The organism is Candidatus Binatia bacterium, from assembly GCA_026415395.1.
Lineage (GTDB): Bacteria > Desulfobacterota > Binatia > HRBIN30 > HRBIN30 > HRBIN30.
The window spans coordinates 112,234-132,797 of sequence record JAOAHD010000016.1; the positions used below are offsets into that span (position 1 = coordinate 112,234).

The following is a 20,564-nucleotide window of genomic DNA, read 5'->3' on the forward strand; positions in this document are numbered from 1 at the left end:
CGGCTTTCGCGAAAGCAGCCCTCCGCGGCTTATTCGCTCCACCCGCGCTCGGAGTCCACCCTCCTTCGTCCATCTGAGCCTCGTCCACACTCTTGAGCCCCAGCGTTGCAGCTTCCATGCAGTGATCGAATGCAAAGGACGGTCACAAACGAGGACTTTGCACCGCGGACGGTAAGGGGAGAACTTGGACTGTTGCCGGTCTGCGATAAGCTGCAACGACATCCTCTGGGCGCACCGTGTTGGGAACCACAAAACTCACGAGCTGCAATGTGTGGAGCCCTGCACCGACATGCTGCCAATCGCTGAGCTCGTAGCCCACACCCGGAAGTTCCCCGGCCGAAGACTCGGGAGGCGACTGAGCGCCGAGCGAGTCGTTGAAAAAAAACGTCCGTTTAACCGAACGCAAAGAGTCACTGAGCGTCAGCACCTGAACTAAAGTCACGGTCGCGCCGCGGAGTGCGAACCACTCTGGGTTGCGCTCCCGGAGACCTCGCTCCTCTGCGCTCATAGTACCATCGATCGGGTACTCGGCCGGATCCTCTGGCAAAAGGAGCACCCAACCATGTAAGTCGCGGAAATCTGCGTAGGCTCGAATGCGAATGTCGGAGAAGAAGTATGTAGCGGGAAAGCGTAAGCGGAAAGCGACCGGAACCTCTACGTGGTCGGGGTAGAAGACAGCGTATGCACGCATGATCGGGGTGCGGAGGCCCCAGCCGAGAAATACCCACTGCTCTTGCGCGCGAATCGCGCGCAGCGGGCCTACGCGCCAGCCCACGACTCGGCTTTGCAGGTGTGATTCGTCGCGCTCGACCCGAACCAGCCCCAAGAGGAAACGTGCGCGAGCACGCACCTTCAGTCGGTCGAGGAGATTAGGCCCCGCACCGATCGAGAGCCAATCCGGCCAGGCGCCCCTGAACCCAATGGTCGCGTGCCGCATTCGCACCCTGCCCGAACCCGACTCCACGGACAAAAGAGGGGCCCAGGTGCTTTGCTTGGACTTCCCGCCATGGCCACAACCTAAGTACAACGAACGAGCCTCGATGGATCCCGCTGGACTGAGCAACTTCACCAAATACTGCGCGGTGGCTGGCCATTCCGATATCTCCTCGCCCAGGTGGGAATTGCCGAACAGAAGAACGTCCGTGGCGTCGAGCAAACCTGGTGCTTCATCTTGCGAGCCGTCCTCTGCTCGGTCCAGCACCCAGCGCCCCATGGGATCGCGCTCGTCCACTTGAAGCAACATTAGCCGGCAGTCGGTTTCACACCTCCACGCCAGGATGTTGCTCACCGGGCAACCCCACAGTGCGGGCACATCCATGCCTGAGATCATACTCACCTCAGGAGCCCACCTCTGGAAAGGGTGGATATCCTCCACACTGTCCAGCGATGTCGCGCCCGATTTCAGAAAAAGGGCCTGAAGCACAAGCACCGCCGTCACACAGAGGGCCATCGAGAACAGCCTGGATTTACTTGACATGAGGCCGACGGGTAGCGTAGGGATTCGCGGCAACAAGCGAACCAAGGGACCGACTGTGGGTCGGTGCTGGGAGACAGAGGAGGGTTGGTTATGCGGCGTTTTTGGCGCACGGTTTGGTGGGGGGGGGCTGCCAGCGGCCTACTGGCGTTGCAATTCTCAGGAGCACCTGCGTGGGCGGTACCGTTGGACAAGGATGGCGACATCAAACTCGGGGTACGTACCTACGTGAACGCCCGAATTGGTACCGAACGCACCCACGATGGTGCGCGGGACCCTGACGATCCTGGCGTATCCACTTCAGCCACCTGGCCGCGCTCCGCAGCGGGGCATCTTCGGCAGAACCGTTTCTTCATCGAAGCGGAGCTGAAACACGACTTGGACCGGATTCGCAGGGAAGGTATTGGTCCATTAAGTCTGCTCAACGACCTGCCGTTCAAGATCCGCGACCTCGGGTACGGGCTCACGTTTCGAGGCGAGGGTGATGGGATCTATGACTGGGGTCCCAAGGAGTACAGCACGGCGCGTGAGTTCAAGCGGCTTGCGCAAGCAGATCCGCCCAACCCTTTCATCGGCCCGCCATTGTTCCCCGATGGTTTTCAACAGACTCCTTATGATATTTACCAACTGCGTAAAAACCTCAGGAAGAAGGGTGTCCACCGCGAGCGATTGTTCCAGGCTTACCTCGACATGAAGGTGGGCGACTTTTTCTTCCGCTTCGGCCGCCAACTTTTATCCTGGGGTGAGACGGACGCTTTTCGCTTGCTCGACAACATCAATCCGCTGGACGCGAGCTTCGGAGGGTTTTTGATCCCGTTGGATGAGCGGCGTGTACCCTTGGATATGCTTCGGGCACAGTACTACTGGGGCGACTTAGGACCTCTGGCGGAGGTGTTCTTCGAGGGTTACATCGCGATCGACAACAAGGTGGGCTTTATCCCTGGAGTGCCCAATGGCTCCCCATGGGCCTTACCCAGCCAGGGAGCTCCAAGCAACGATACCAGGTCTATTAAGATCGCCCCTGCCAGGAACTTCGAAGACGCCCGTGGGGGCGGGCGCATTGTCTTTAACTTGTTCGACGCCACGTTCAGTCTTGCCCACTACTACACGTACTTCGACACGCCAGCGGTCCAAGTGTTCACCACCCAGCAGTTGGATCAGCAGGGCAGAGTCCTCCCCTTCATCTTCGGAATCAACGACGGTCTTCCTTGTCCTACCCCAGGAGACCCAACTCGGCCCGACTACACGAACCTGAACTGCGGAAGCCCCGTTCGCGCCGTGCAGACCGCTCCGCGCGTACAGGTGTCTGGAATCACGACGACGTTCGCGCTGCCGCAGTACTACAGCGTGATCCGCAGCGAGCTTGCGTACTTTAAAGATGAGCCTGCGTTCCAACAGGAAGATTTGGATCCCTTCGAGTTCAACCTGGGGCAGTTCACAGCCGCGCGGCGAACCGCAGCCGGGCGGCGCAACCACGGGCGGCGGCTGCTGCGCGATTCGATCAACTTCGTTCTCGGCATCGATCGGAACCAGTGGATTCGCTGGCTGAACCCTCACCAGACGTTTTTCATTTCCACACAGTTCTTCTACAAGCACATCAAGAACGCGGCTCCCGATGGGCCATTGTATTGCAATCAGGAACTCGTGGATCGGGGCATTTGTCGGTCCGTTTCTGTGCGCGCGGTGGACAACCAGACGGGCCAGGTTCGCGAATATCCAGCACCCAACCCGAACCGGCAAGTACTGCCCATCTATCTCGACGCGATTGATTTTAACTACAACGGCTCCGTGTTCCCTCGCCTCGAGCCGGTCTTCGTTAGTCAGCCGGCCGACTCTTTCCTACAGACCTTGTTCATCAGTACCTCCTTCCGGAGCGGCATGATCAATCCCGCGTTTACGTTCTTCTACGATTGGGGGGGAGCGATCGTCTATCAACCCGCTCTTACGATCGTCTACGACCCCTTCCGCTTTGCGATCGATTACAGCATCTTGGATGCACATATCTATAAGGGCGGAAGCGGCGTGAGCTTCCTCAAGGACCGCGATAACGTTCAGTTCCGCTTCGAGTACGTGATTTGAACTTCGGCTCTTGCTAGTCGGGCGAGCGGTGCGTCGGCCAAGGTGCCAACGCACCGCTCTTCGTGTTTAGCGACCGCAAATCCCTTAATCGGAGGTTACACCCAAGGTGAAAGCACATGTCATTCGCTCTTCAGCGTTCCTAGCTCTTATCGTAGGTTTTCCCGCGCTCAGCCTCGGACAGGCAACCATTCCCGCTCGCGATCTCCGGCAAAATCTTTTTTCTGTCTGTTTCCAGGACCCACGTGAGGGTTGGACAGTGGGGGATCTGGGGCGCATCTTCCACACGGTGGATGGCGGGCAGTCCTGGCGGATCCATTCCGCCGGCACCAAGCGGCCATTTGTGGCGATCTCCTGCGTGGGAGACAAATTGTGGGTGGCCGGTCAGGGCGGGCAGATCGCACACTCCCCCGACGGGGGTTTTAACTGGCAGAGTCAACCGAGCGGGACGACCCGCAACTTGTTAGACATTGAGTTCGTCAATCTGGATCGTGGCTTGGCAGTTGGCGACTTCGGAACCCTACTGCGGACGGAGGATGGCGGAAAGACGTGGACCAGGGTGTCGCTGCCAGAAAACATTGAACTACCGCCAGACATTGCGGAAGTGGTTCAGCCTGGCGACGTGATCCTATACAGCATTGCCTTCGCTGACGAAGACCATGTGTGGATCGTCGGAGAGTTCGGTGTGATTCTGTTTTCTCGCGACGGTGGTTTGACCTGGGAGCAACAAAAGAGCGGGGTAGAAACAACCCTATTTGGCGTGGCGGCCCTAGACACCCAGCGCGCCTGGGCTGTGGGTATGGAAGCCGTCATGCTGGCGACGGAAGATGGAGGGGCCACCTGGGCGAAACAAACTGTGCCCATGCCCAAGGGTTTCGTGTTGCCGATTTATGATGTGGCAGTGCGCGGTCTCTTCGGATGGGCAGTAGGGAACAGCGGGCTGCTGCTTTACAGCCAGGATGCTGGTAAGAGCTGGAAGCTCTACGACATTCCGGTCCGGATGGCGGGATCGTGGTTCCGAGGGATCAGCTTGTTTCCCGATGGGCGTGGCTATATCGTCGGCTCGCGCGGCTTGGTTCTCGCGGTCGATCGTGAGAAGATGACGCCGCTAAAGGAAAACTACTGAGCGGTCAGACTTCGAAAACTTGTGGAGGTTGATCTGCAATGTTCCCCCAGCGTTGGATTGAGGCTTATCTCAGGTTCTTACTGAACTACCGCCGCTCTGTTACGGCGTTCGTCGCCGTTATGACGCTGTTCTTTGCGTACGGGCTCACGAAGATCCGCCTGCATACGGACTTCTTCGACTTCTATCCTCGGCAACACAAGTACATCAAGTTCTATCACGAGTTTCGCAAAATGTTCGGAACCGCCAACGTGATGAACGTCATCTTGGAAGTGAAGTCGGGGGACATCTACAACCCGACGACGCTGCAAAAGCTCGATTACATCACCAAGTTCATGATCAACACCAAGGGGGTGGTTCCCTACCAAATCCTCTCGATTGCGCACCCAGCAGTGAGCAGCGCCACCGCCACTCAAGGCGCGGTGCAGGTACGCCCGATCTTCTACCCGGGCGTACCCAAGACTCAGGAAGACGCGAACCGTGTACGGTTTGCCGTCTACGCGAACCCGAACATCCGCGGCGTTTATGTTGCCAACGACGACACTGCAGCGGTGGTCAACACCGGATTCTGGGAGGAAGCCCTCGACTTTCGGTATTTGTACGACCGCATGATGCAGCTTGTGCGCGAAGTGGAGGATGACAATCACCGAGTGCACATTACTGGCTTTCCTTGGTTGTACACGTCGGTGCTCCAATACTCCGGACAATTGGCCCTGGTGTTCGTTCTGACAACAGTGGCGCTCTCTTTCCTCCTCTATTCGTACTTCCGTACTTGGACTGGGATTTGGGTTCCGATCTTTTCCGGAATCCTTTCCAGTGTGTGGGGCCTAGGCATCGCGGCTTGGTTGGGGTTTAACCTGGATCCTCTGGTGCTGGTGATCCCGCTGTTCTTGACTGCGCGGGCGCTCAGCCATTCCGTGCAGTCGATGGATCGCTACCACGAGGAGTTTTATCGGCTGCAAGACAAAAACCAGGCGATTGTTGTCTCTTACTCGCATCTATTTGCGCCCGCAATTGCGTCGATTGTCACCGATGGCATTGGGCTCCTGATTGTAGCCGTTGCACCCATTCCACTGATTCAAAAAGTCGCGATCTTCGCGAGCTTCTGGGTAGTATCGATCTTCATCAGCGTGGTCACTCTCCATCCAATCATCCTCTCATACATCGACCCACCGCCGCCGGTGGATCATTCCGCACGAACGAAGCAAGCAGTCAGTATCGGCACCGGCACAGCGATTTTGGTGGCTGCAGTTGCCGCGGCAGTTGCGCTCGACCGGTCGGGGATCATGCATGCGTTTATTATGCTCTTTCCGCCAAACATCGCCCGAGCCTTAGAGTTCATTGGTCCGGGCATGCTCTGCTTTATTGCGATATCGCCTATTCTTGGATGGTACTGGCTGGCGTATTGCGAGCGCATTTATCCCGCCTTCACCCAACTTGTGATCCAAGCAAGCGAAGGATGGCGCCGGTGGGTCGTGATCCTCCTTACGGTTGCGCTCTATGGGCTGTTGCCCATTTGGGGATGGCAATTGAAGGTGGGCGATATGACGCCTGGCAAGGCCCTCTTGTTTGCCGATCACCCGTACAACATCGCGTACGATATCCTGAACAAGCGATTCTTAGGGGCGAGTCAGCTCATTATTATCGCCGATACCAAGCAACCCAATGGCGTGAAGTCAGCCGAAGCGCTGACCACCATGGAAGAGTTTGCCTACCACATGCAGGGGGCTAAGGGAGCCAGCGGAACCATCACGATCGTGGACATCATCAAGCAGCTTGCCCGCCTCCAGCACGACGGGGACCCGAAATGGTCCATTATTCCTCTGAACCCGAAAGAGATCGGTCAGATCATCTATACCTTCACCCAAAACGCCAATATTGCAGCACTGAACTTTTTCATGGACCCCAGCGCGCGGTACGGATCGATCATCACCCTGTTTCACGAGTATTCCCACTCAGTCATCATGAACTCCATTGCCTACGCCCGCCAATTCGTGGACCAGTATAAAGAAGGGTTCGTGGACTTCCGTTTTGCCGGGGGCCTCTTTGGAATTCTGGCAGCCGTAAACGAGGAGGTGGAAAACTCGTACTGGAAGAACCTCGGGCTGATCTTCCTTATCGTTTATATCTGCCTATACCTCACCTACGGATCATTGTATGCTTCGTTGATCCTGATGATTCCTGTGGTCCTCTCCCAGTTGGCAGCCGAAGCATTGATGGTGTGGTTCAAGATCGACTTGAACGTCAACTCCTTGCCTATAGCCGCAGCGGGTGCAGGCGTTGGGGTGGACTACGGAATTTACCACTTCAGCCGCATGATCGATACGTACGATGAGATTGGCAAGCTCGACGAAGCGGTCGATTACGCCACCGCGACTACCGGAAAGGCCATCATTTTCACCGCGTCCACCATGGTTGCGGGAACTGGCTTCTTCTGGTTTTCTGATCTCAAGTTCCAAGCCGAGATGGGCTTGCTTCTCGCCCTGCTGATGAGTTTCAACACCTTTGGCGGCTTGGTGGTGGTGCCTGCGTTCGTGAAGGTGTTGCGACCAGGCTTCTTGGTGAACCGAAAAACAAAGGCTATGCTCGCCGAGCAACGACAAGCAGCACTGGGTACTGCGCAGTAGCAGCCCGTTGCTGACGGGGTCGGTTTTCTAAGACGAGAAAAAAGTTTTAGGAGGTCAGGTTATGAAATGGGGTCGAACCACCCGCGTGTTCATTGCGGCCCTTGGAGCTTTGGCTTTCGCCGGAGCCTGCGGGGTTCGCGCCGTCTCAGCCCAAGCCGCTGAGGAGGACAACAAGCCGTGGATCCTGGACCAGAACAACTGGCAGCGTGGGAAGGACTTGCTTCCTGAAGTGATTCTGAATCGAGTGAAAAACGGGGAATACTGGTTCAAGGTCGTTCCTGTGGACCCGGAAAAGTTCAAGCAGAATTACTCGAAGCGCTTTTGGGAAGCGAGCGAGGCAAACGACGGAAAGTACGACCTGGATCCGGCGACCTGCGGCCTGAAGGACAAGAAGACGGGAAAAATGCCCGACTTCTATTTTGGTTACCCGTTCCCGAAAATCGATCCGAAGGACCCCTTTGCCGCTTGTAAGATGGCCTGGAATTTCCAAGCCGCGAACGGCATGGGGAACGGCCAGGGCGCAACGTTTACCCTGAACGGAATCGATAGCAGTGGCGAGTTTAAGCGGATCAAGCTGTGGTTGCATATCAATGCGTTTCTCGGTCGTTCCGCGGGGCCGATTGAAAATCCGGAAAATTTGCGGGCCACAAGCCTGTCGAACGTGCTCGAACCGCAAGACGTTGACGGTGTCGGTGGTCTTACCAAGGTCATCAACGATTGGACTTCGCAGGACCAAGCCTGGTTCTACGTACCGTCGACCCGCCGCGTGCGCCGCGTGAACGCTGCAACCCGTTCGGACCCCGTTGCGGGCCTTGATATCTTTGCTGACGACGTGAACTGCTACGCTGGCAAGGTCGAGTACTACAAGTGGAAACTGATCGGCGAAGGCAAAATCCTCGCTCCGGTTCTGAGCCCCGAGCCCCTGAAGCAAAAGCAGGTATCGCCCACGCGGTGGGAAGTGGAAATTCCTTACTTCAAGGGTGCATACGAAACCCCGGGCGCGAAGGGCGCTCCCTGGCTGATCGTCGAAAACCTGAACATGATTCCGAGGCCGGTGTGGATCTTGGAAGGTCAATCCGAGGACCCGTACTACAACTTCGGGAAAGTCATCATGTTCATGGATAAGGACATGTACCGCATTTGGTGGAAGCTCGTCCACAACCGTGCCGGCGAATACTTCTACAATGCGATGTGCGCCTATCACTGGTCTAAGAGCGACGATGGCTCGTTCACGGCTGTCACGCCAAACATGGTCGTGGGCGTAAACGACAAGACCAATCGAGCTGCCATCGGCGGCCGCTACAGCTCGCAATTCATCGAGACCAACTTCCCGCGCGATTACTTTACCCTCAAGCACTTGACCAGCATTTCAGACTAGCGCCGTACTCGCCCGAGACGCTGGCAAAAACAAAGGGCCTCCTGGAAGAGGAGGCCCTTTGTTTTTTCGGCGCTGCCGCACCAACAAGCGGCATCGCTGCAAGCCCGTTACTCGCCAATTCAACTGAGAGAAATCAACTCGGACTGCAGCACAAGCGCCCCTCCCCCACGAGAATTGGGTGCGTCCTGCCCTCTTCGGCCGCCAACCTGCTCAGCTCACCTGTGGGCGTCTAAACTCGCCCTTGAGCCAGCGGGCAATCCAGCCTTCCTTCTCTTGACCGGCGATCGCTTCTAGTTCCCCTTTGTCTAGCCACACGCCGTGACATTGCGGGCACTCCTCGACCGCGATTCCGCGTTCGATCACGTGCTGGAGGCGGACACCGCATTTGGGGCAGCGCATGCGAGCTAACTCGCGAACGTGCTTCTCCATTTCCTCCGCCTTCGCTTGGCGCATCTTTTCGATGAGCTTGCGGTCTTGCTCTGCGAAGTACAAATCCTCCCGCGCCCGCTCGACGTCTCGAAGCTTTTGTCCCAAACGGTCCTTCTCGTCAGACACCATGAGCTGATTTCCCTTCTTCTCGATTCCGCGCTCGCAATTGCCCCCACCTAGAGTGGAGCCACTCCTGAAGCCGCCGTACTCGCTCACTTTCGGAACTGAGCAGCGAGAGGCCGACCACGATGAACAAAATTCCCTGAAGAAACGGCAGAAAAAGACCAACGGTTCCAACCACCACCAGGGCTGAACCGGCCACGATTCGGAGCCACCTCTTCACCCTCGGTCTCCGCTGTGATTGCGTGCTGTGTTCGTCCATTCGTTCCGGTAGCTCCACTGGCACTAGGAGTAGGTCAACCCGCTACTGGCCGCATGCCTTGGCACGGCAGCCCTCGCGTGGCAGGGGCATTTCACCCAACAGCTTTCATGGTTCTGAGCTCATCAGAGATCGGCATGCGCTGGAAGACCCGTTGGATTTCCTCTCGCGGAACGGCGAACACCGCACCGTTCGAGGGCACGGGTTCCTTGCGTAGCCACTCGGGCAGATCAGCCTCTTCGAGCTTAAACCCCGCACGTCGGTTGAACTCCCATTCATCCACCATGCATTGCCAGCCCAAATCTGCAGCGTCTTCAAAGGTGAGATTGGCGCCATAAAAGCAGTTGTACAGGATACGAATGTCTTCGATCGTCGGCTGCTGGAACTGGCAAAAGCCGCTCGAATCGCACAATGCATTAATCAGTTGAGCCTCTTGTGATGCGCGTGCCAAGTCGGCGGCTGGAGCAATGACCAGACCGGCTGTGTGGTCCGCACCCATCGCGCTGGTCGCATAGGTGATGCCAGTCGCGTTCAGAGTCCGCGGTTCCCAAGCGGGGATCCCTTGGCCATTAATCGCGGGAATACGGTCGGTGACGCCGAAATATTTGGCAGTCGCCACTACACCTCGAGCAATGGTCTCCGCGAGCTCGTCACCCTTGTCCACTTTGTCCAGCAGCGCGAGCACCGCTTCCCCGTCTCCCCAGGGCAACGCGCCACAGTCCATCGCTAATGCAAGCGCACCACCAGTCTCGATGGTATCGAGGCCAAGCTCATCGCACATGCGGTCGATCCGCGCCACCTGATCAAGGTCGCCGATGCAGCAATTCGAGCCACAAAGTGCCAGGGTTTCAAACTCGAGGGCCGAAGTGACGTATTGCCCGTTCGCATCGTGCACAATGTTCGAGCAGCGAACGATGCAACCAGTCATACAGTGGTGCATCCCACCCCCTCGGGTGGCAAAGTTCTGCACGATGCGAGCTCCATCGAGCTTATCCGCATGCTCGAACTGCATTGCCCGACGATTCCGTGTGGGGAACGTGCTCATCATGTTCGCTAGCGGCACGGTAGCCGAGGTGCCGAACTGAAACAGTTGCGGGCCCGCCTTATACTCCTTCGTCAGCTTGGCCACGTACTGCTTGAACCCAGCCGCGTCCACCGGGGCTCTAGCTTGTGTCCCTTCATCGTCGACGACAATCGCCTTGAGTCCCTTCGCGCCCATCGCCGCTCCCAGGCCACCACGCGCGGCGTGACGGGCCGGATGCCGCTTGCCTTCGTCGGTGAAAGCAACGCTTGCCCCTGAAAATCCCTTTTCACCCGCTGGGCCACACAGCACAAACGCAGCCCGTGCCGAGAACATCGAACTGAGTTTTTCCGAGGCAGCATAAGTCCGAAGCCCCGCGAGCTCAGGGCATTCCCGAATTTGAACTCCGTTCTTGTCGATCGCCACAAGGTACCGCTTGAACGGGTCCTTGGCCTTCCCTTCCACGATCAGCGCCCGGTAACCCAAGCGGGCGAGCTTCTGTCCAGCCTGCCCCCCAGAGTTCGCTTCCTTGATGCCTCCCGTCAGTGGGCTCTTCCCCCCGACACTCATCCGCCCGGAGGTCGGTGCCATGGTTCCGGAGAGAACGCCAGGGGCGAAAATGACCTTGTTTTCTGGACCCAAAGGGTCACAGCGCGGATCGACCTCTTTCAAAAGGATTTTCGCCGATAGACCCCGTCCACCGATGAATTTCCACTCTTCGGGGAATGGTTCCTCGCGCCAGCTCAAATCCGTCATGTTCACACGCAAGAGTTTCTCCATCGTTTCCTCCGTTCACGTTGAGACGGCACCGATCGGCTTGGCAGCGGTACCGGCCATTGTCGCCATCACTCCTTATCCTCTGCCGAGCAACCTCTGCAAATGCAAGCACCACCAAACCCCAGCAAGGACCGATTTCGACGAACGTTCAGATCCCGGCTGCTGCGTATCACGCATTACGCTCCGGCGATTTCCCCAGGCGAGCTGTTTGCGACCTGCGGCAGTGCGCCGGGAAAGAGCTCGTCGATCGAAGCGTGTTCAAGCAAATCCTTCCATTGCTGCGTCGCCTTTTCCTGCATCACCGCCCATAGTCGGGCCACCACGGAATCGACCTCGCCGGGAACCAAAGCGTAATCGAGCGTGGTCAAGCGAGCGAGATCCCAGGTGCGCGGGGCAGATCCCAAGACGTATCGATCCCTCGCACCCTCGGGGGACACCGCAAGCCAACCCCACTCCGTCATGACCCGAGCGATCTCTTCCGCGACCTCTACCGCCACGTTGTGCTTCCTCGCCCAATGGACGGTGTCGACCTTGCCACCACCGTGCTCGAACGCGTGCCATGCGCAGCGCAAAAACTGAATCGCTAGGACACTTCGCGGATACATTGCGGTCCCGCCCGGCCCACGCCCAAACTCACATACCGCGGCGCACTCTGCACCAAACAGAAATACGATCCAACTCGCATGCAACCACACGAGCGTGATTGGGAGCTGCGCCAGTGCCCCGTACACCGCGTTGTAGCGAGCGACACCGATTTGCAGGCTTACATAAAGCCACTGAACCAACTGCCAAAGCAGCCCTGCCACTAGTGCTCCCACGAGCACCGCACGCCAATTTGGCTTCCGGTTCGGAAGTACGACGTAGAGAACGAGGATTCCCGCAACGTTCAAGGCAATTGGAACAAGCAGCAGACCACTCCGAATGAGCTGACCTGCAACCGGTATCCCTTCGGCTACCCGCACCATGTGCCCCAAGTGGTGAGAAGAAGTGATGGCAATCGCGGCGAGCAACAAAAACGGCGTGAGCAACACCAAGCCTAGATGCTCTCGAATTCTTCGCCACCCACCGCGCCCTCGCTGCGCTCGCCACACACCGTCAAGAGCCGCCTCGATTGCGCCTAACAGGCCCACCACCGTTGTCAGTAACAACACGGCACCCAAGGCACCCAGTACGCCGACATTGAGGCGCTCGATGGCAGACATAATCGTCGCCATCGTTTCTGGGGGAATTGCGAGACGCGCGAGCACCGCCGGCTCGACCTTGCGCGGGACTCCCAGGCCTTTCAGCACCGCGAACACAACCGCCAACAGTGGCACCACCGACAGCAACGACACATAGGCCAGCGCCGACGCACGAGTCAGACAATCGTCGCGGTAGAAGCGCAATGCTGCAGCAACGATGAGCGCCGCCGTGTTGCGCAGCCACTCAACCCACCGAATCGGCACTCCTCCCTGAACTCATGGCAGATAGGTGTATGTCCACGTCTCCGTGAGAACGTCCTTTTGTCGGCGCAAGAAAGCCCGAAGATCCACGGCACGATTGCCTGTAGCGCGCAACTGAAAGCTTAAACGCCACGTTTGGTTCACAGGATTCTTCACCAAGTGGTGTTCCGTGATTTCCCCTGTCTCCGCGCCCGAAGCTACGGTCAATACCGCCTCGGGCGGAGTTGATTCTGCAAGCTCACGAAGCTCCTGCCCAGCGAAGTCGACCACGAACCGCTGCAGGCCCTGCTTTGTGCGTTCTTGTCTCGTCGCCACCACCCGGCCGCCCGGTGGACGACTGGGATCATCTCCGTACCAAAATATGGTGTACCTTACCTCGATTCGATCCCCCTTTTCCGGTGCACGATGAGGCCGCCAGTACGCCACGATGTTGTCATGAATGTCGGAATCGGTCGGCAGCTCTACCAGCTCCACCCAGCCATCGCCCCAATTCCCATGCACTTCCTGCCAAGCGCTCGGACGTAGCTCCGACCGCGCCTCAAGGTCCTGATAGTGCTCAAAGTCCCGATCACGCTGGATCAAGCCAAAGCCCCGGGGATTGTTCAGTTCAAACGCACTCACATGGATCTTCGTGGGATTATCCAACGGGCGCCACAACCATTCCCCAGTGCGGCTGTAAAGCAGGAGGCCGTCAGAATCGTGCACCTCGGGGCGAAAGTCGTTGAAGCATCGCGTGGTATTCTCTCCGTGAAAGAACATACTCGTCAGAGGCGCCAACCCGAGCTTCTTCACGTCGCGCCGAAAAAACAGATGTGCTTCCACGTCGACTCTAGTCTGCACACCCGGGGAAACGACAAAATGGTAAGCCCCAGTCAGGCTTGGACTATCCATCAGCGCGTAAATGGTCAGCGTCGTCGCCTCCGCCGCCGGCTTCACGAGCCAAAACTCGGTAAAGTATGGGAACTCTTCTCCCTCTGGTTCCACCGTGTTGACTGCAATGCCTCGCGCCGAAAGACCGTAAATCTCATCGCGCCCGAGTGCGCGAAAGTAACTCGCACCCAAAAACACGATCACCTCATCTTTGTACGTGGGAGTTTTGATTGGGTAATGGACCCGGAAACCGGCAAAGCCGATGTCGTCAGGGATGCGATCGGCAAACGTGTTCTTTCCGTAATCGAACAGCGCTGGCGAGAAGCGCACGTGCTCCACTCGACCACCGTCTACCACATTGATCGACACCGGCCGGGGGTAGTAAAGCCCCAGATGAAAAAACTGCACTTCGAACGGCAGGTTCTCCTTTCGCCACAGCGCCTCGCTGGGACGGAAGCGAATGTCCCGCCACTCATCATAGGTCATGTCCAGCATCCATTGCGGCACCCGCTCTTTGGTATCCCGGTAGGCCTCACGCGCCAGGCCCTGCGCCGTATTCACCACATCAGCAAAGCCGAAGCCAAAGGCCGCTCTTGCACCCAGCACCGCAGCCGAGAGCAACACGGCTCGCAGCACTCGTTGGTACTTCATCGCTCCTCCTTCTACGCCCACAGGTTCCCCAGCAGCTTCCCCGGTGCCTGACCGCACGCGGCAACGGTCCGACTCGTATAGCGCAAGCCCATCTTGTCGCACTAACCACCCTGCTGGACGCGCGCGTGCCTTGCGTTATACGCCGGCCTTATGGGCGAAAAGAAATCCATGCAGCAGGAAATGGCAGATGCACTGGTACGCGGTTTCGACCGCCACATGGGTGTCCGTCTCCTGTCCGCCTCGCGCGACGAGGTCGTACTCGAATACGACGTCGATGAACGCCATCTACAACCGTACGGCATCGTTCACGGCGGGATGCACTGCGCCACCATTGAAACGGCATGTTCCACCGGCGCGGGAATCGACGCCATGGAGCGAGGGTTAGCGGTGGTCGGCGTGGAGAATCACACCAGTTTCATCCGCGCCGTGCGCAGTGGCACGATTCGCGTCACGGCAACACCGATCACGCGTGGCCGACGAACGCAACTTTGGGAGGCCACCGCACGCGATAGCACAGGACAAATTGTTGCCACGGGCCGAGTACGCCTCTTGTGCCTCGAACCCGACACGCCGCTCGGAGGGCAACCCGTTTTGCACTCCCGGGCCACTGAAAAATGACGCACCTCGAGAGGTACCGATCGTAGGTCGCTGCGGGCTCCGCTTTCCGATTCCTCCGCGGAATAAAGGATCCATTGTTGCGGCCTGAGACATCCAGCGGCGACCTGCTGACTCGATGACGGGAGGAAAACTTCCAGCACACACCATCTGGACGAACGCAGGGCACCGAGTCCTGCGGCACGAGTTTCGCTGCCTTTCGGCAGGAGTATGTCAAAACCGACGCATCGACTCCTGCTGTCCTGGCTTTTGGTTCCTGTGGTCCTCGCCAGCGTCGCGGCGCACGCCGCCACCTTCTATGTCAGCCCAGATGGCAGCGATGATGGTGCAGGCAACGCCCAAGCCCCCTGGCGCACCGTGCAGACAGCCGTGAACCGGCTGTTGCCCGGAGACAGCTTGATCGTGCGGCCCGGGGTCTACCGTGAGGCCGTGATCATCGCCGTGGGCGGGACCGCTAATGCCCCGATTTGGCTCAAGGCTGAACCCGGTGTGGTGCTGGAATCGCCCGACCCCACAGGAAGCCTTTCCGCATGGGATTTCCGCCCCACGGCGGCATATATCATTGTCGAGGGCTTCGAAATTCGTGGGGGCTATCACGAGAGCGTGTTCGTCCGCCCTGGCGCGCACGACCTCGCTCTGCGCCGCCTGTCGATTCACGGTAACCGCAGCGGGGTTTGGATTGCCGGTGCGGCGAATATCGAATTGTCCGCGAGCACGATCGAGGCCAACACGAGCACTGGGGTGCGGATCTACCAGGGTAGCCAAAACATCAGCATCATGGACACCTGGGCTGTAGGCAACGACGATGGTCGGGGCTGTGAAGGGGACGCGGATGGATTCGCCGTCGATCAAGATGTCACCGGGTTTCAGTGCATACGCTGCAGAGCGAGTTGGAATGGCGAGGACGGATTCGACATTGAAGCGAGCAACGTACGCCTGGATCAAAGCTGGGCCATCGGCAACGGCTGCGCCGGCCTCAAGCTGTTCCAAGGTGGCCGCGTGACGAACTCAGTGTTCGCGCGCAACCGTACCGGGTTGCTGACAACCAACTTCAACCCCACGAGCGTTGTCGCAGAACTCGACCACCTCACTGTGGCCGACAACAGCGGCGTCGGCCTGCTGCTACGGGCACCGATGGTTTCGTTCACGCAGGCTCCGTACGCGGTGCAATTGACCAACTCTGTCGTCGCCGGCGGTGGAAAGGCGGTCGAGATTGAACCAAACGTGTCCTTCGTGGAGCGGCGAAATATCTTGTTCCGGTCCCAATCCAACGAGCCAGTGGTGGTGCTTCACCAGGAGACCGGAACGACAACCTTTACCGGTCAAGAAATCAACTCGCGTCGTTACGCGTCGCAAACTGGCCTGGGGGAGGGCACTCTGGCCGTGGACCCAGAGTTTGCCGAACACAACGAATATACGCTGTTGGACATGAGCCCTGCCGTTGACCGGGCAGCGCCAAACAGCGAGGGGTCCTTAGACGCTGGCGGACGAGCGCGACCCGTAGGACACGCCAGCGACATCGGTGCGCACGAGTCGCCTTTCGCCTTGTCGAATCACCTCCCCTGGCCGGATCCCGGCCCGGCGCGCCGAGTGATTGCTGGCACTTGGCTCCGGGTGACGGCGTACGGCTCTGTGGACCCGGATGGTGATCCACTTTTCTTGTCGTGGAATTTTGGCGATGGGTCCGCACCAGCCGCGGGGTTTTCTGCCCGACATCTTTATTTGGAACCCGGGGGCTACACATTGGAACTCCTCGCCAGCGATGGACGAGCCCAGCGCAGCCGCAGCGCCCCTGTAACCGTGGAGTGGCCGCCGGCGACTCACTCGCAGCACGACACTGCAATCAATCCAATCAGTCCAATCAAAGTGGTGATTCCTCGGGGCAAGACGGAGACCTACCGGACACTACGCGTTCGGGTGCGCAACGCTGACGCCCTCTCCGGCGATGAGCCCTACGGGCACCTGGTTCAAGTCATCGCGTCCGACGGCACGTGTCCAACGGGAACAATCATCGAATCGCCTGATTTCGAGCCGAACCTCGCGGGGCCTCAAGCACGTGCATTGATACCCACAGGCCGAACCCGAACCGCGCGCTTGCGACTCCGATTACAACGCTCCACAGTGCCAGGCTGCGAACTACAGCTCGAGGCCACAACGGTCTTTCCTGGCAACATCGACCCCACGACCGGCGATAATCAGGCGCGCGTTGGACTGAGGGTTATCGACCGCAACGCCCCACAAGACTGAGGCACGCGCTCGCTCCACGGTTTGCCAAGCGCGCAGGAAGCGCTACCTGCTGTCGGAGGAGAGCGCCTCATGACGGGTGATCGAGCATTACAGCTTGGAAGAGATAATGCCGTCGACCGCGGGCTCACTCACGTGGCCCTGCCCGTGACCAATATCGACCGCAGTATTGACTTTTACCAAGACTTTGCCGGCATGCGGGTCGTCCACCGTCGGCACGATGCAGCCACCGGGGTTGACGTCGTATGGCTCAGCGACCACACCCGCCCATTCGTGCTCGTGCTCATTCAGAGTGCTACAATCGACCACGTGCTCGGTGGCGCCTTCTGCCATCTTGGTGTTGCGGTTGGGACTCGCCGCGAGGTGGACGAGCTCTGTGAGCTCGCAAGGCAACGTGGCCACGCTGTTCGAGGCCCGTTCGACAGCGGCCCTCCCGTGGGTTACTGGGTGTTCATTGTCGACCCCGATGGGCACAATCTCGAAATCTCCTACGGGCAGGTGGTCGGCGCGACCCTTACCCGAGGGCTACCAAACGAATAGCCGATTCACGCCCCTGGGCTATTGGCGAGGCAGCCATGACGGGGCCACCGCCTCGGCTAGTAGTCCTTTTTGAGAAAGGCTCGTAAGCCGAGTCCAAGTAAAACGACCCCCCACAACGCAAGCGAGAGCCAAACCGCGCCGCTAGGAAGCACAACAGGCAAAAGGAAGCGCAAGCCCAAGTCCTGATACAATACCAGTCGCACAGCATCGATGGGATTGAACAACACGGCTGCGGTCAACAACGGCTCGATCGGGTATTCCTCGAAGGCGACAATGACGTACAGAAGTGCCCCGTCATACACGAGCGCGGCAATGAGCCAAGCGAGCAACAACACGCCTAATCCACGCGTCCGTTCCTCGATCCAAGTCGCCACCAGGACTCCGGCCAACACGCAATTCGTCGACAACGCCACGCTTGCTAAAAGCATGCGACTGGTTGGAACTAATGGGAGGCCGGCCGGAAGAACCACCGCAGCGCCCGGAATGAAAAAGCTCCCGGCAAAGGTGATTACCAAAGCGCCCACTGCAGCGGAAAATACCACAGCCCGAGACACTGGCTGGGTAAGCAGAAACGCATCGTAGGGCTTACGAACATAAGTCGAATTCGCGGCGGCTACTGCGCTCACCAGGGGGATCACCAAGATGCTCGCGTGTGCCAACGCGAGCAACGCGCGGTCCCCCCCTTCACTGAAGCTGAGGGTCAACGAGGCAATGCCGAAAAACAAACCGGCATATCCGTATAGCCAACGCGCCCGTAGCAGATTGCGCAGTTCGTAACTCAGCAATCGAATAAAGATAGTACCGCCTCCTCCAGCGATGCCGTCTTCGTCCGGGTTTGCAACTCCGCAAGCGATCCGGAAAAGAGGATCTTCCCCTCGTCGAGGAAGGCAATGTAGTCAGCCACCGCTTCCACTTCCTGCAATAGATGGGAGACAAACAAGATCGTCGTGCCCTGGGTTTTTCGCTCCAAGAAGAGACGACGAAACAGCCCTGCCGCAACCGGGTCGAAGCCAACCGTCGGCTCATCGAGAATTAAAATCGGAGCTTTCACGCCCAACGCTAAAATCGCACTGAGTTTCTGGCGGGTGCCCAGTGAAAGCGTTCCAATCGGACGGTCTAAAAACGGGCCGAACCGGAAGCTGTCGATAAACGCTTCGAAGGCCTTCCAATCCACTCCGCGCATGTCGCGGACAATCCGGAGAATCTCCCGGGGACTCAAGTTATCCGGATAATGGGGGCTTTGCGGCATATACCCGAACAGCCGCTGGTATTTGTCGAGGGCATGCAGCGGTTTTCCCTGCCATAAGATGCTGCCGCGATCGGGACGCACGAGACCGAGCACGGCTTTCATGAACGTGCTCTTACCGCTCGCATTTGGCCCCACCAGAGCAGTCAGTTTTTCCGCTGGAACCGTTAGCGAAACGCCGCGCAGCGCTTGCGTACGGCCAAAACTCTTGCAGAGTTCTCGTACCACCAGCATGCCTCTCCTCGCCAGCTAAGTCTCAGTGCTTGCTGTGTCGCCGCCGCGTGCCCAAAGCTCGCTCCCCGGCCCGTGGTTCGTCGCCACTCTTGGCCTCGCGAGCGTCGGGCGCGAGCAGTTTTGCGCATCCTCGTCCATAGGGCCTGCCTCGCACCTCAAGGCCAAACACAGCCCCGCGGGCGCCGTCACCCACTGCCATTGACGGGGATCGTTTTGAGCCTCCGGCCACGCGTGCACGCGTTTTTCGTCGGCCGCAAGCTGGGACGGAGGTCAGCAAGTTCGCTCGGGGCAAAGGCTGGAATGAGCCGCTCTGTCAGGTCGAGAAACTCAAAGAAAAGGCTCTTTGCCAACAAGCCCGCCAACGGATAACGCGCCAAGAGTACCGCTGAAAACGATACCGGCCGAAACGGCAGGTCACCGCATCCGTCGCGATCTCGGTCGTAGCCCCAGTAGGAGCTAAAGTAGTTCCGCTCGAACCGATTGCCTCCGCTTTGCAACGAGTTCGTATAAACGTCGAACAAATTCCCCTCGAACGAGTTCTCGGCAAAGTCGTTTTGTTCGGCGCTGCCCCACAAGGAAATGGCAAGACCGTTCCGGCAGAAGGCGTTGCCGCGTACCTCGTTGCGGTTGCTCTGATCTAAGTGCAGGGCAACAGAGTTTGCCTCGAACCAATTGTTCACCAAGGAGGACTCTGCGATCTCCTTCAACAAAAAGCCGTATGCGGCTTTGCCTTCGTGACCAATAAACGTATTTTCCTGCATCGCCACCTTCCGCGAATACATCACGGCTACACCAGCACCATTCCTCTGAAACGTGTTCCGAGCAAATCCGTTTTGATCCGAGTACATGAAATGCAACCCGTAGCGGATGTTGTCCTCAGCTCGATTGTCCGTGAGTACGCTGTCGCTAGTAAACTCCAGGTAAATACCGTCGCGGTGACCGGTCACCTGATTCCCCACGACAACCAGGCCAGCGGAGTTCCAGGTGTGAATTCCATTGCCAGATCCGCCCTCTCCTCGGGGCACGCCGACAATCACGTTGTTTTCCACACGACAATCCTGAACGCCTTCGAGGTACACAGCGAAAAACGTATCCTCGAAGCGATTACCCACAACGGCACAGCGCCGGGCGTTGCTGACCCGCAATGCGGCCGTGTCCCGGAGCAAATCGCGGCCTGAGCGAACCAAACGGAAGCCCTCCACACGCACGTCATCAGCCCGAACCTGGATGAGAGGCCGCTGCCCTTCCCCGTCGATCACCGCCCCGTTGCCGACCAAGGTCACTGGCCGCGTGACCTGAATAAACTCGCGATAAGTGCCAGGAGCCACCGCGACTGTGTCCCCCGGCTGCGCCGCATCCAGAGCCGCCGAGATACTGGTGTAACGACAGTGGCCACAAACCGTGAGTACAACCAAAGCCCAGCCGAAAAACACCGCAC

16 protein-coding genes are annotated in these 20,564 nt (G+C 58.5%); 7 read left to right on the forward strand and 9 right to left on the reverse strand.

Going from position 1 to position 20,564, the window contains the following annotated elements; translation table 11 throughout:
• Positions 1–142 precede the first annotated feature (142 nt).
• Positions 143–1,336: a hypothetical protein gene (locus tag N3C12_12195; protein MCX8073193.1), complete on the reverse strand. Its 1,194-nt coding sequence runs from the start codon at positions 1,334–1,336 to the stop codon at positions 143–145.
• 231 nt (positions 1,337–1,567) lie between these two features.
• Here N3C12_12195 and N3C12_12200 point away from each other — a divergent pair, with 231 nt between their 5' ends.
• The 4 genes from N3C12_12200 to N3C12_12215 all read left to right on the forward strand — a co-directional run bounded on the left by N3C12_12200 (position 1,568) and on the right by N3C12_12215 (position 8,678).
• Positions 1,568–3,553 carry a hypothetical protein gene (locus N3C12_12200; protein ID MCX8073194.1) on the forward strand — a complete coding sequence of 662 codons (1,986 nt, stop codon included), beginning with the start codon at positions 1,568–1,570 and terminating at the stop codon, positions 3,551–3,553.
• A gap of 106 nt (positions 3,554–3,659) precedes the next feature.
• On the forward strand, positions 3,660–4,676 hold the full coding sequence (locus N3C12_12205) for a YCF48-related protein (protein MCX8073195.1): 1,017 nt from the start codon (positions 3,660–3,662) through the stop codon (positions 4,674–4,676).
• Positions 4,677–4,714: 38 nt separating this feature from the next.
• Positions 4,715–7,300, forward strand: coding sequence for an MMPL family transporter (locus N3C12_12210; GenBank protein MCX8073196.1), 2,586 nt, complete (start codon positions 4,715–4,717; stop codon positions 7,298–7,300).
• Positions 7,301–7,361: 61 nt separating this feature from the next.
• Positions 7,362–8,678 carry a DUF1329 domain-containing protein gene (locus N3C12_12215; protein MCX8073197.1) on the forward strand — a complete coding sequence of 439 codons (1,317 nt, stop codon included), beginning with the start codon at positions 7,362–7,364 and terminating at the stop codon, positions 8,676–8,678.
• Between the two features lie 210 nt (positions 8,679–8,888).
• On the opposite strand, the gene N3C12_12220 is transcribed toward N3C12_12215, so the two are convergent.
• The 5 genes from N3C12_12220 to N3C12_12240 all read right to left on the reverse strand — a co-directional run bounded on the left by N3C12_12220 (position 8,889) and on the right by N3C12_12240 (position 14,247).
• Positions 8,889–9,236, reverse strand: coding sequence for a zf-TFIIB domain-containing protein (locus N3C12_12220; protein ID MCX8073198.1), 348 nt, complete (start codon positions 9,234–9,236; stop codon positions 8,889–8,891).
• Positions 9,226–9,450 carry a hypothetical protein gene (locus N3C12_12225; protein ID MCX8073199.1) on the reverse strand — a complete coding sequence of 75 codons (225 nt, stop codon included), beginning with the start codon at positions 9,448–9,450 and terminating at the stop codon, positions 9,226–9,228. The genes N3C12_12220 and N3C12_12225 overlap by 11 nt, the downstream gene beginning before the upstream one ends.
• 130 nt (positions 9,451–9,580) lie before the next feature.
• Entirely contained in the window at positions 9,581–11,287 is a 1,707-nt protein-coding gene (locus N3C12_12230; GenBank protein ID MCX8073200.1) for an aldehyde ferredoxin oxidoreductase, read from the reverse strand.
• 173 nt (positions 11,288–11,460) lie between these two features.
• Positions 11,461–12,729 (reverse strand): YihY/virulence factor BrkB family protein, encoded by a 1,269-nt coding sequence (locus tag N3C12_12235; GenBank protein ID MCX8073201.1) that lies wholly within the window; start codon positions 12,727–12,729, stop codon positions 11,461–11,463.
• 12 nt (positions 12,730–12,741) lie between these two features.
• Complete coding sequence (locus N3C12_12240; GenBank protein ID MCX8073202.1) at positions 12,742–14,247, reverse strand: glucan biosynthesis protein; 1,506 nt, start codon at positions 14,245–14,247, stop codon at positions 12,742–12,744.
• A 180-nt stretch (positions 14,248–14,427) separates the two neighbouring features.
• On the opposite strand from N3C12_12240, the gene N3C12_12245 reads away from it, so the two are divergent.
• The 3 genes from N3C12_12245 to N3C12_12255 all read left to right on the forward strand — a co-directional run bounded on the left by N3C12_12245 (position 14,428) and on the right by N3C12_12255 (position 17,646).
• On the forward strand, positions 14,428–14,865 hold the full coding sequence (locus N3C12_12245) for a PaaI family thioesterase (protein ID MCX8073203.1): 438 nt from the start codon (positions 14,428–14,430) through the stop codon (positions 14,863–14,865).
• Positions 14,866–15,072: 207 nt separating this feature from the next.
• Entirely contained in the window at positions 15,073–17,109 is a 2,037-nt protein-coding gene (locus N3C12_12250) for a PKD domain-containing protein (GenBank protein MCX8073204.1), read from the forward strand.
• A gap of 69 nt (positions 17,110–17,178) precedes the next feature.
• Complete coding sequence (locus N3C12_12255) at positions 17,179–17,646, forward strand: VOC family protein (GenBank protein ID MCX8073205.1); 468 nt, start codon at positions 17,179–17,181, stop codon at positions 17,644–17,646.
• Between the two features lie 56 nt (positions 17,647–17,702).
• Here N3C12_12255 and N3C12_12260 read toward each other — a convergent pair whose 3' ends face one another.
• From N3C12_12260 to nosD, 3 genes are all read right to left on the reverse strand, one after another.
• Positions 17,703–18,431 carry an ABC transporter permease gene (locus N3C12_12260; protein ID MCX8073206.1) on the reverse strand — a complete coding sequence of 243 codons (729 nt, stop codon included), beginning with the start codon at positions 18,429–18,431 and terminating at the stop codon, positions 17,703–17,705.
• A complete protein-coding gene (locus N3C12_12265; GenBank protein MCX8073207.1) occupies positions 18,425–19,126 on the reverse strand; it encodes an ABC transporter ATP-binding protein in 702 nt (233 codons plus the stop codon). The genes N3C12_12260 and N3C12_12265 overlap by 7 nt, the downstream gene beginning before the upstream one ends.
• Before the next feature lie 185 nt (positions 19,127–19,311).
• Positions 19,312–20,559, reverse strand: coding sequence for a nitrous oxide reductase family maturation protein NosD (gene nosD / locus N3C12_12270; GenBank protein MCX8073208.1), 1,248 nt, complete (start codon positions 20,557–20,559; stop codon positions 19,312–19,314).
• Between the last annotated feature and the right edge of the window lie 5 nt (positions 20,560–20,564).

Coding starts and splice junctions, on each gene's coding strand:
- N3C12_12265 (MCX8073207.1), bottom strand. CDS start 19,126: ATGCTGGTGGTACGAGAACTCTGCAAGAGTTTTGGCCGTACGCAAGCG.
- N3C12_12210 (MCX8073196.1), top strand. CDS start 4,715: ATGTTCCCCCAGCGTTGGATTGAGGCTTATCTCAGGTTCTTACTGAAC.
- N3C12_12220 (MCX8073198.1), bottom strand. CDS start 9,236: ATGGTGTCTGACGAGAAGGACCGTTTGGGACAAAAGCTTCGAGACGTC.
- N3C12_12240 (MCX8073202.1), bottom strand. CDS start 14,247: ATGAAGTACCAACGAGTGCTGCGAGCCGTGTTGCTCTCGGCTGCGGTG.
- N3C12_12215 (MCX8073197.1), top strand. CDS start 7,362: ATGAAATGGGGTCGAACCACCCGCGTGTTCATTGCGGCCCTTGGAGCT.
- N3C12_12200 (MCX8073194.1), top strand. CDS start 1,568: ATGCGGCGTTTTTGGCGCACGGTTTGGTGGGGGGGGGCTGCCAGCGGC.
- N3C12_12250 (MCX8073204.1), top strand. CDS start 15,073: ATGTCAAAACCGACGCATCGACTCCTGCTGTCCTGGCTTTTGGTTCCT.
- N3C12_12230 (MCX8073200.1), bottom strand. CDS start 11,287: ATGGAGAAACTCTTGCGTGTGAACATGACGGATTTGAGCTGGCGCGAG.
- N3C12_12245 (MCX8073203.1), top strand. CDS start 14,428: ATGGCAGATGCACTGGTACGCGGTTTCGACCGCCACATGGGTGTCCGT.
- N3C12_12255 (MCX8073205.1), top strand. CDS start 17,179: ATGACGGGTGATCGAGCATTACAGCTTGGAAGAGATAATGCCGTCGAC.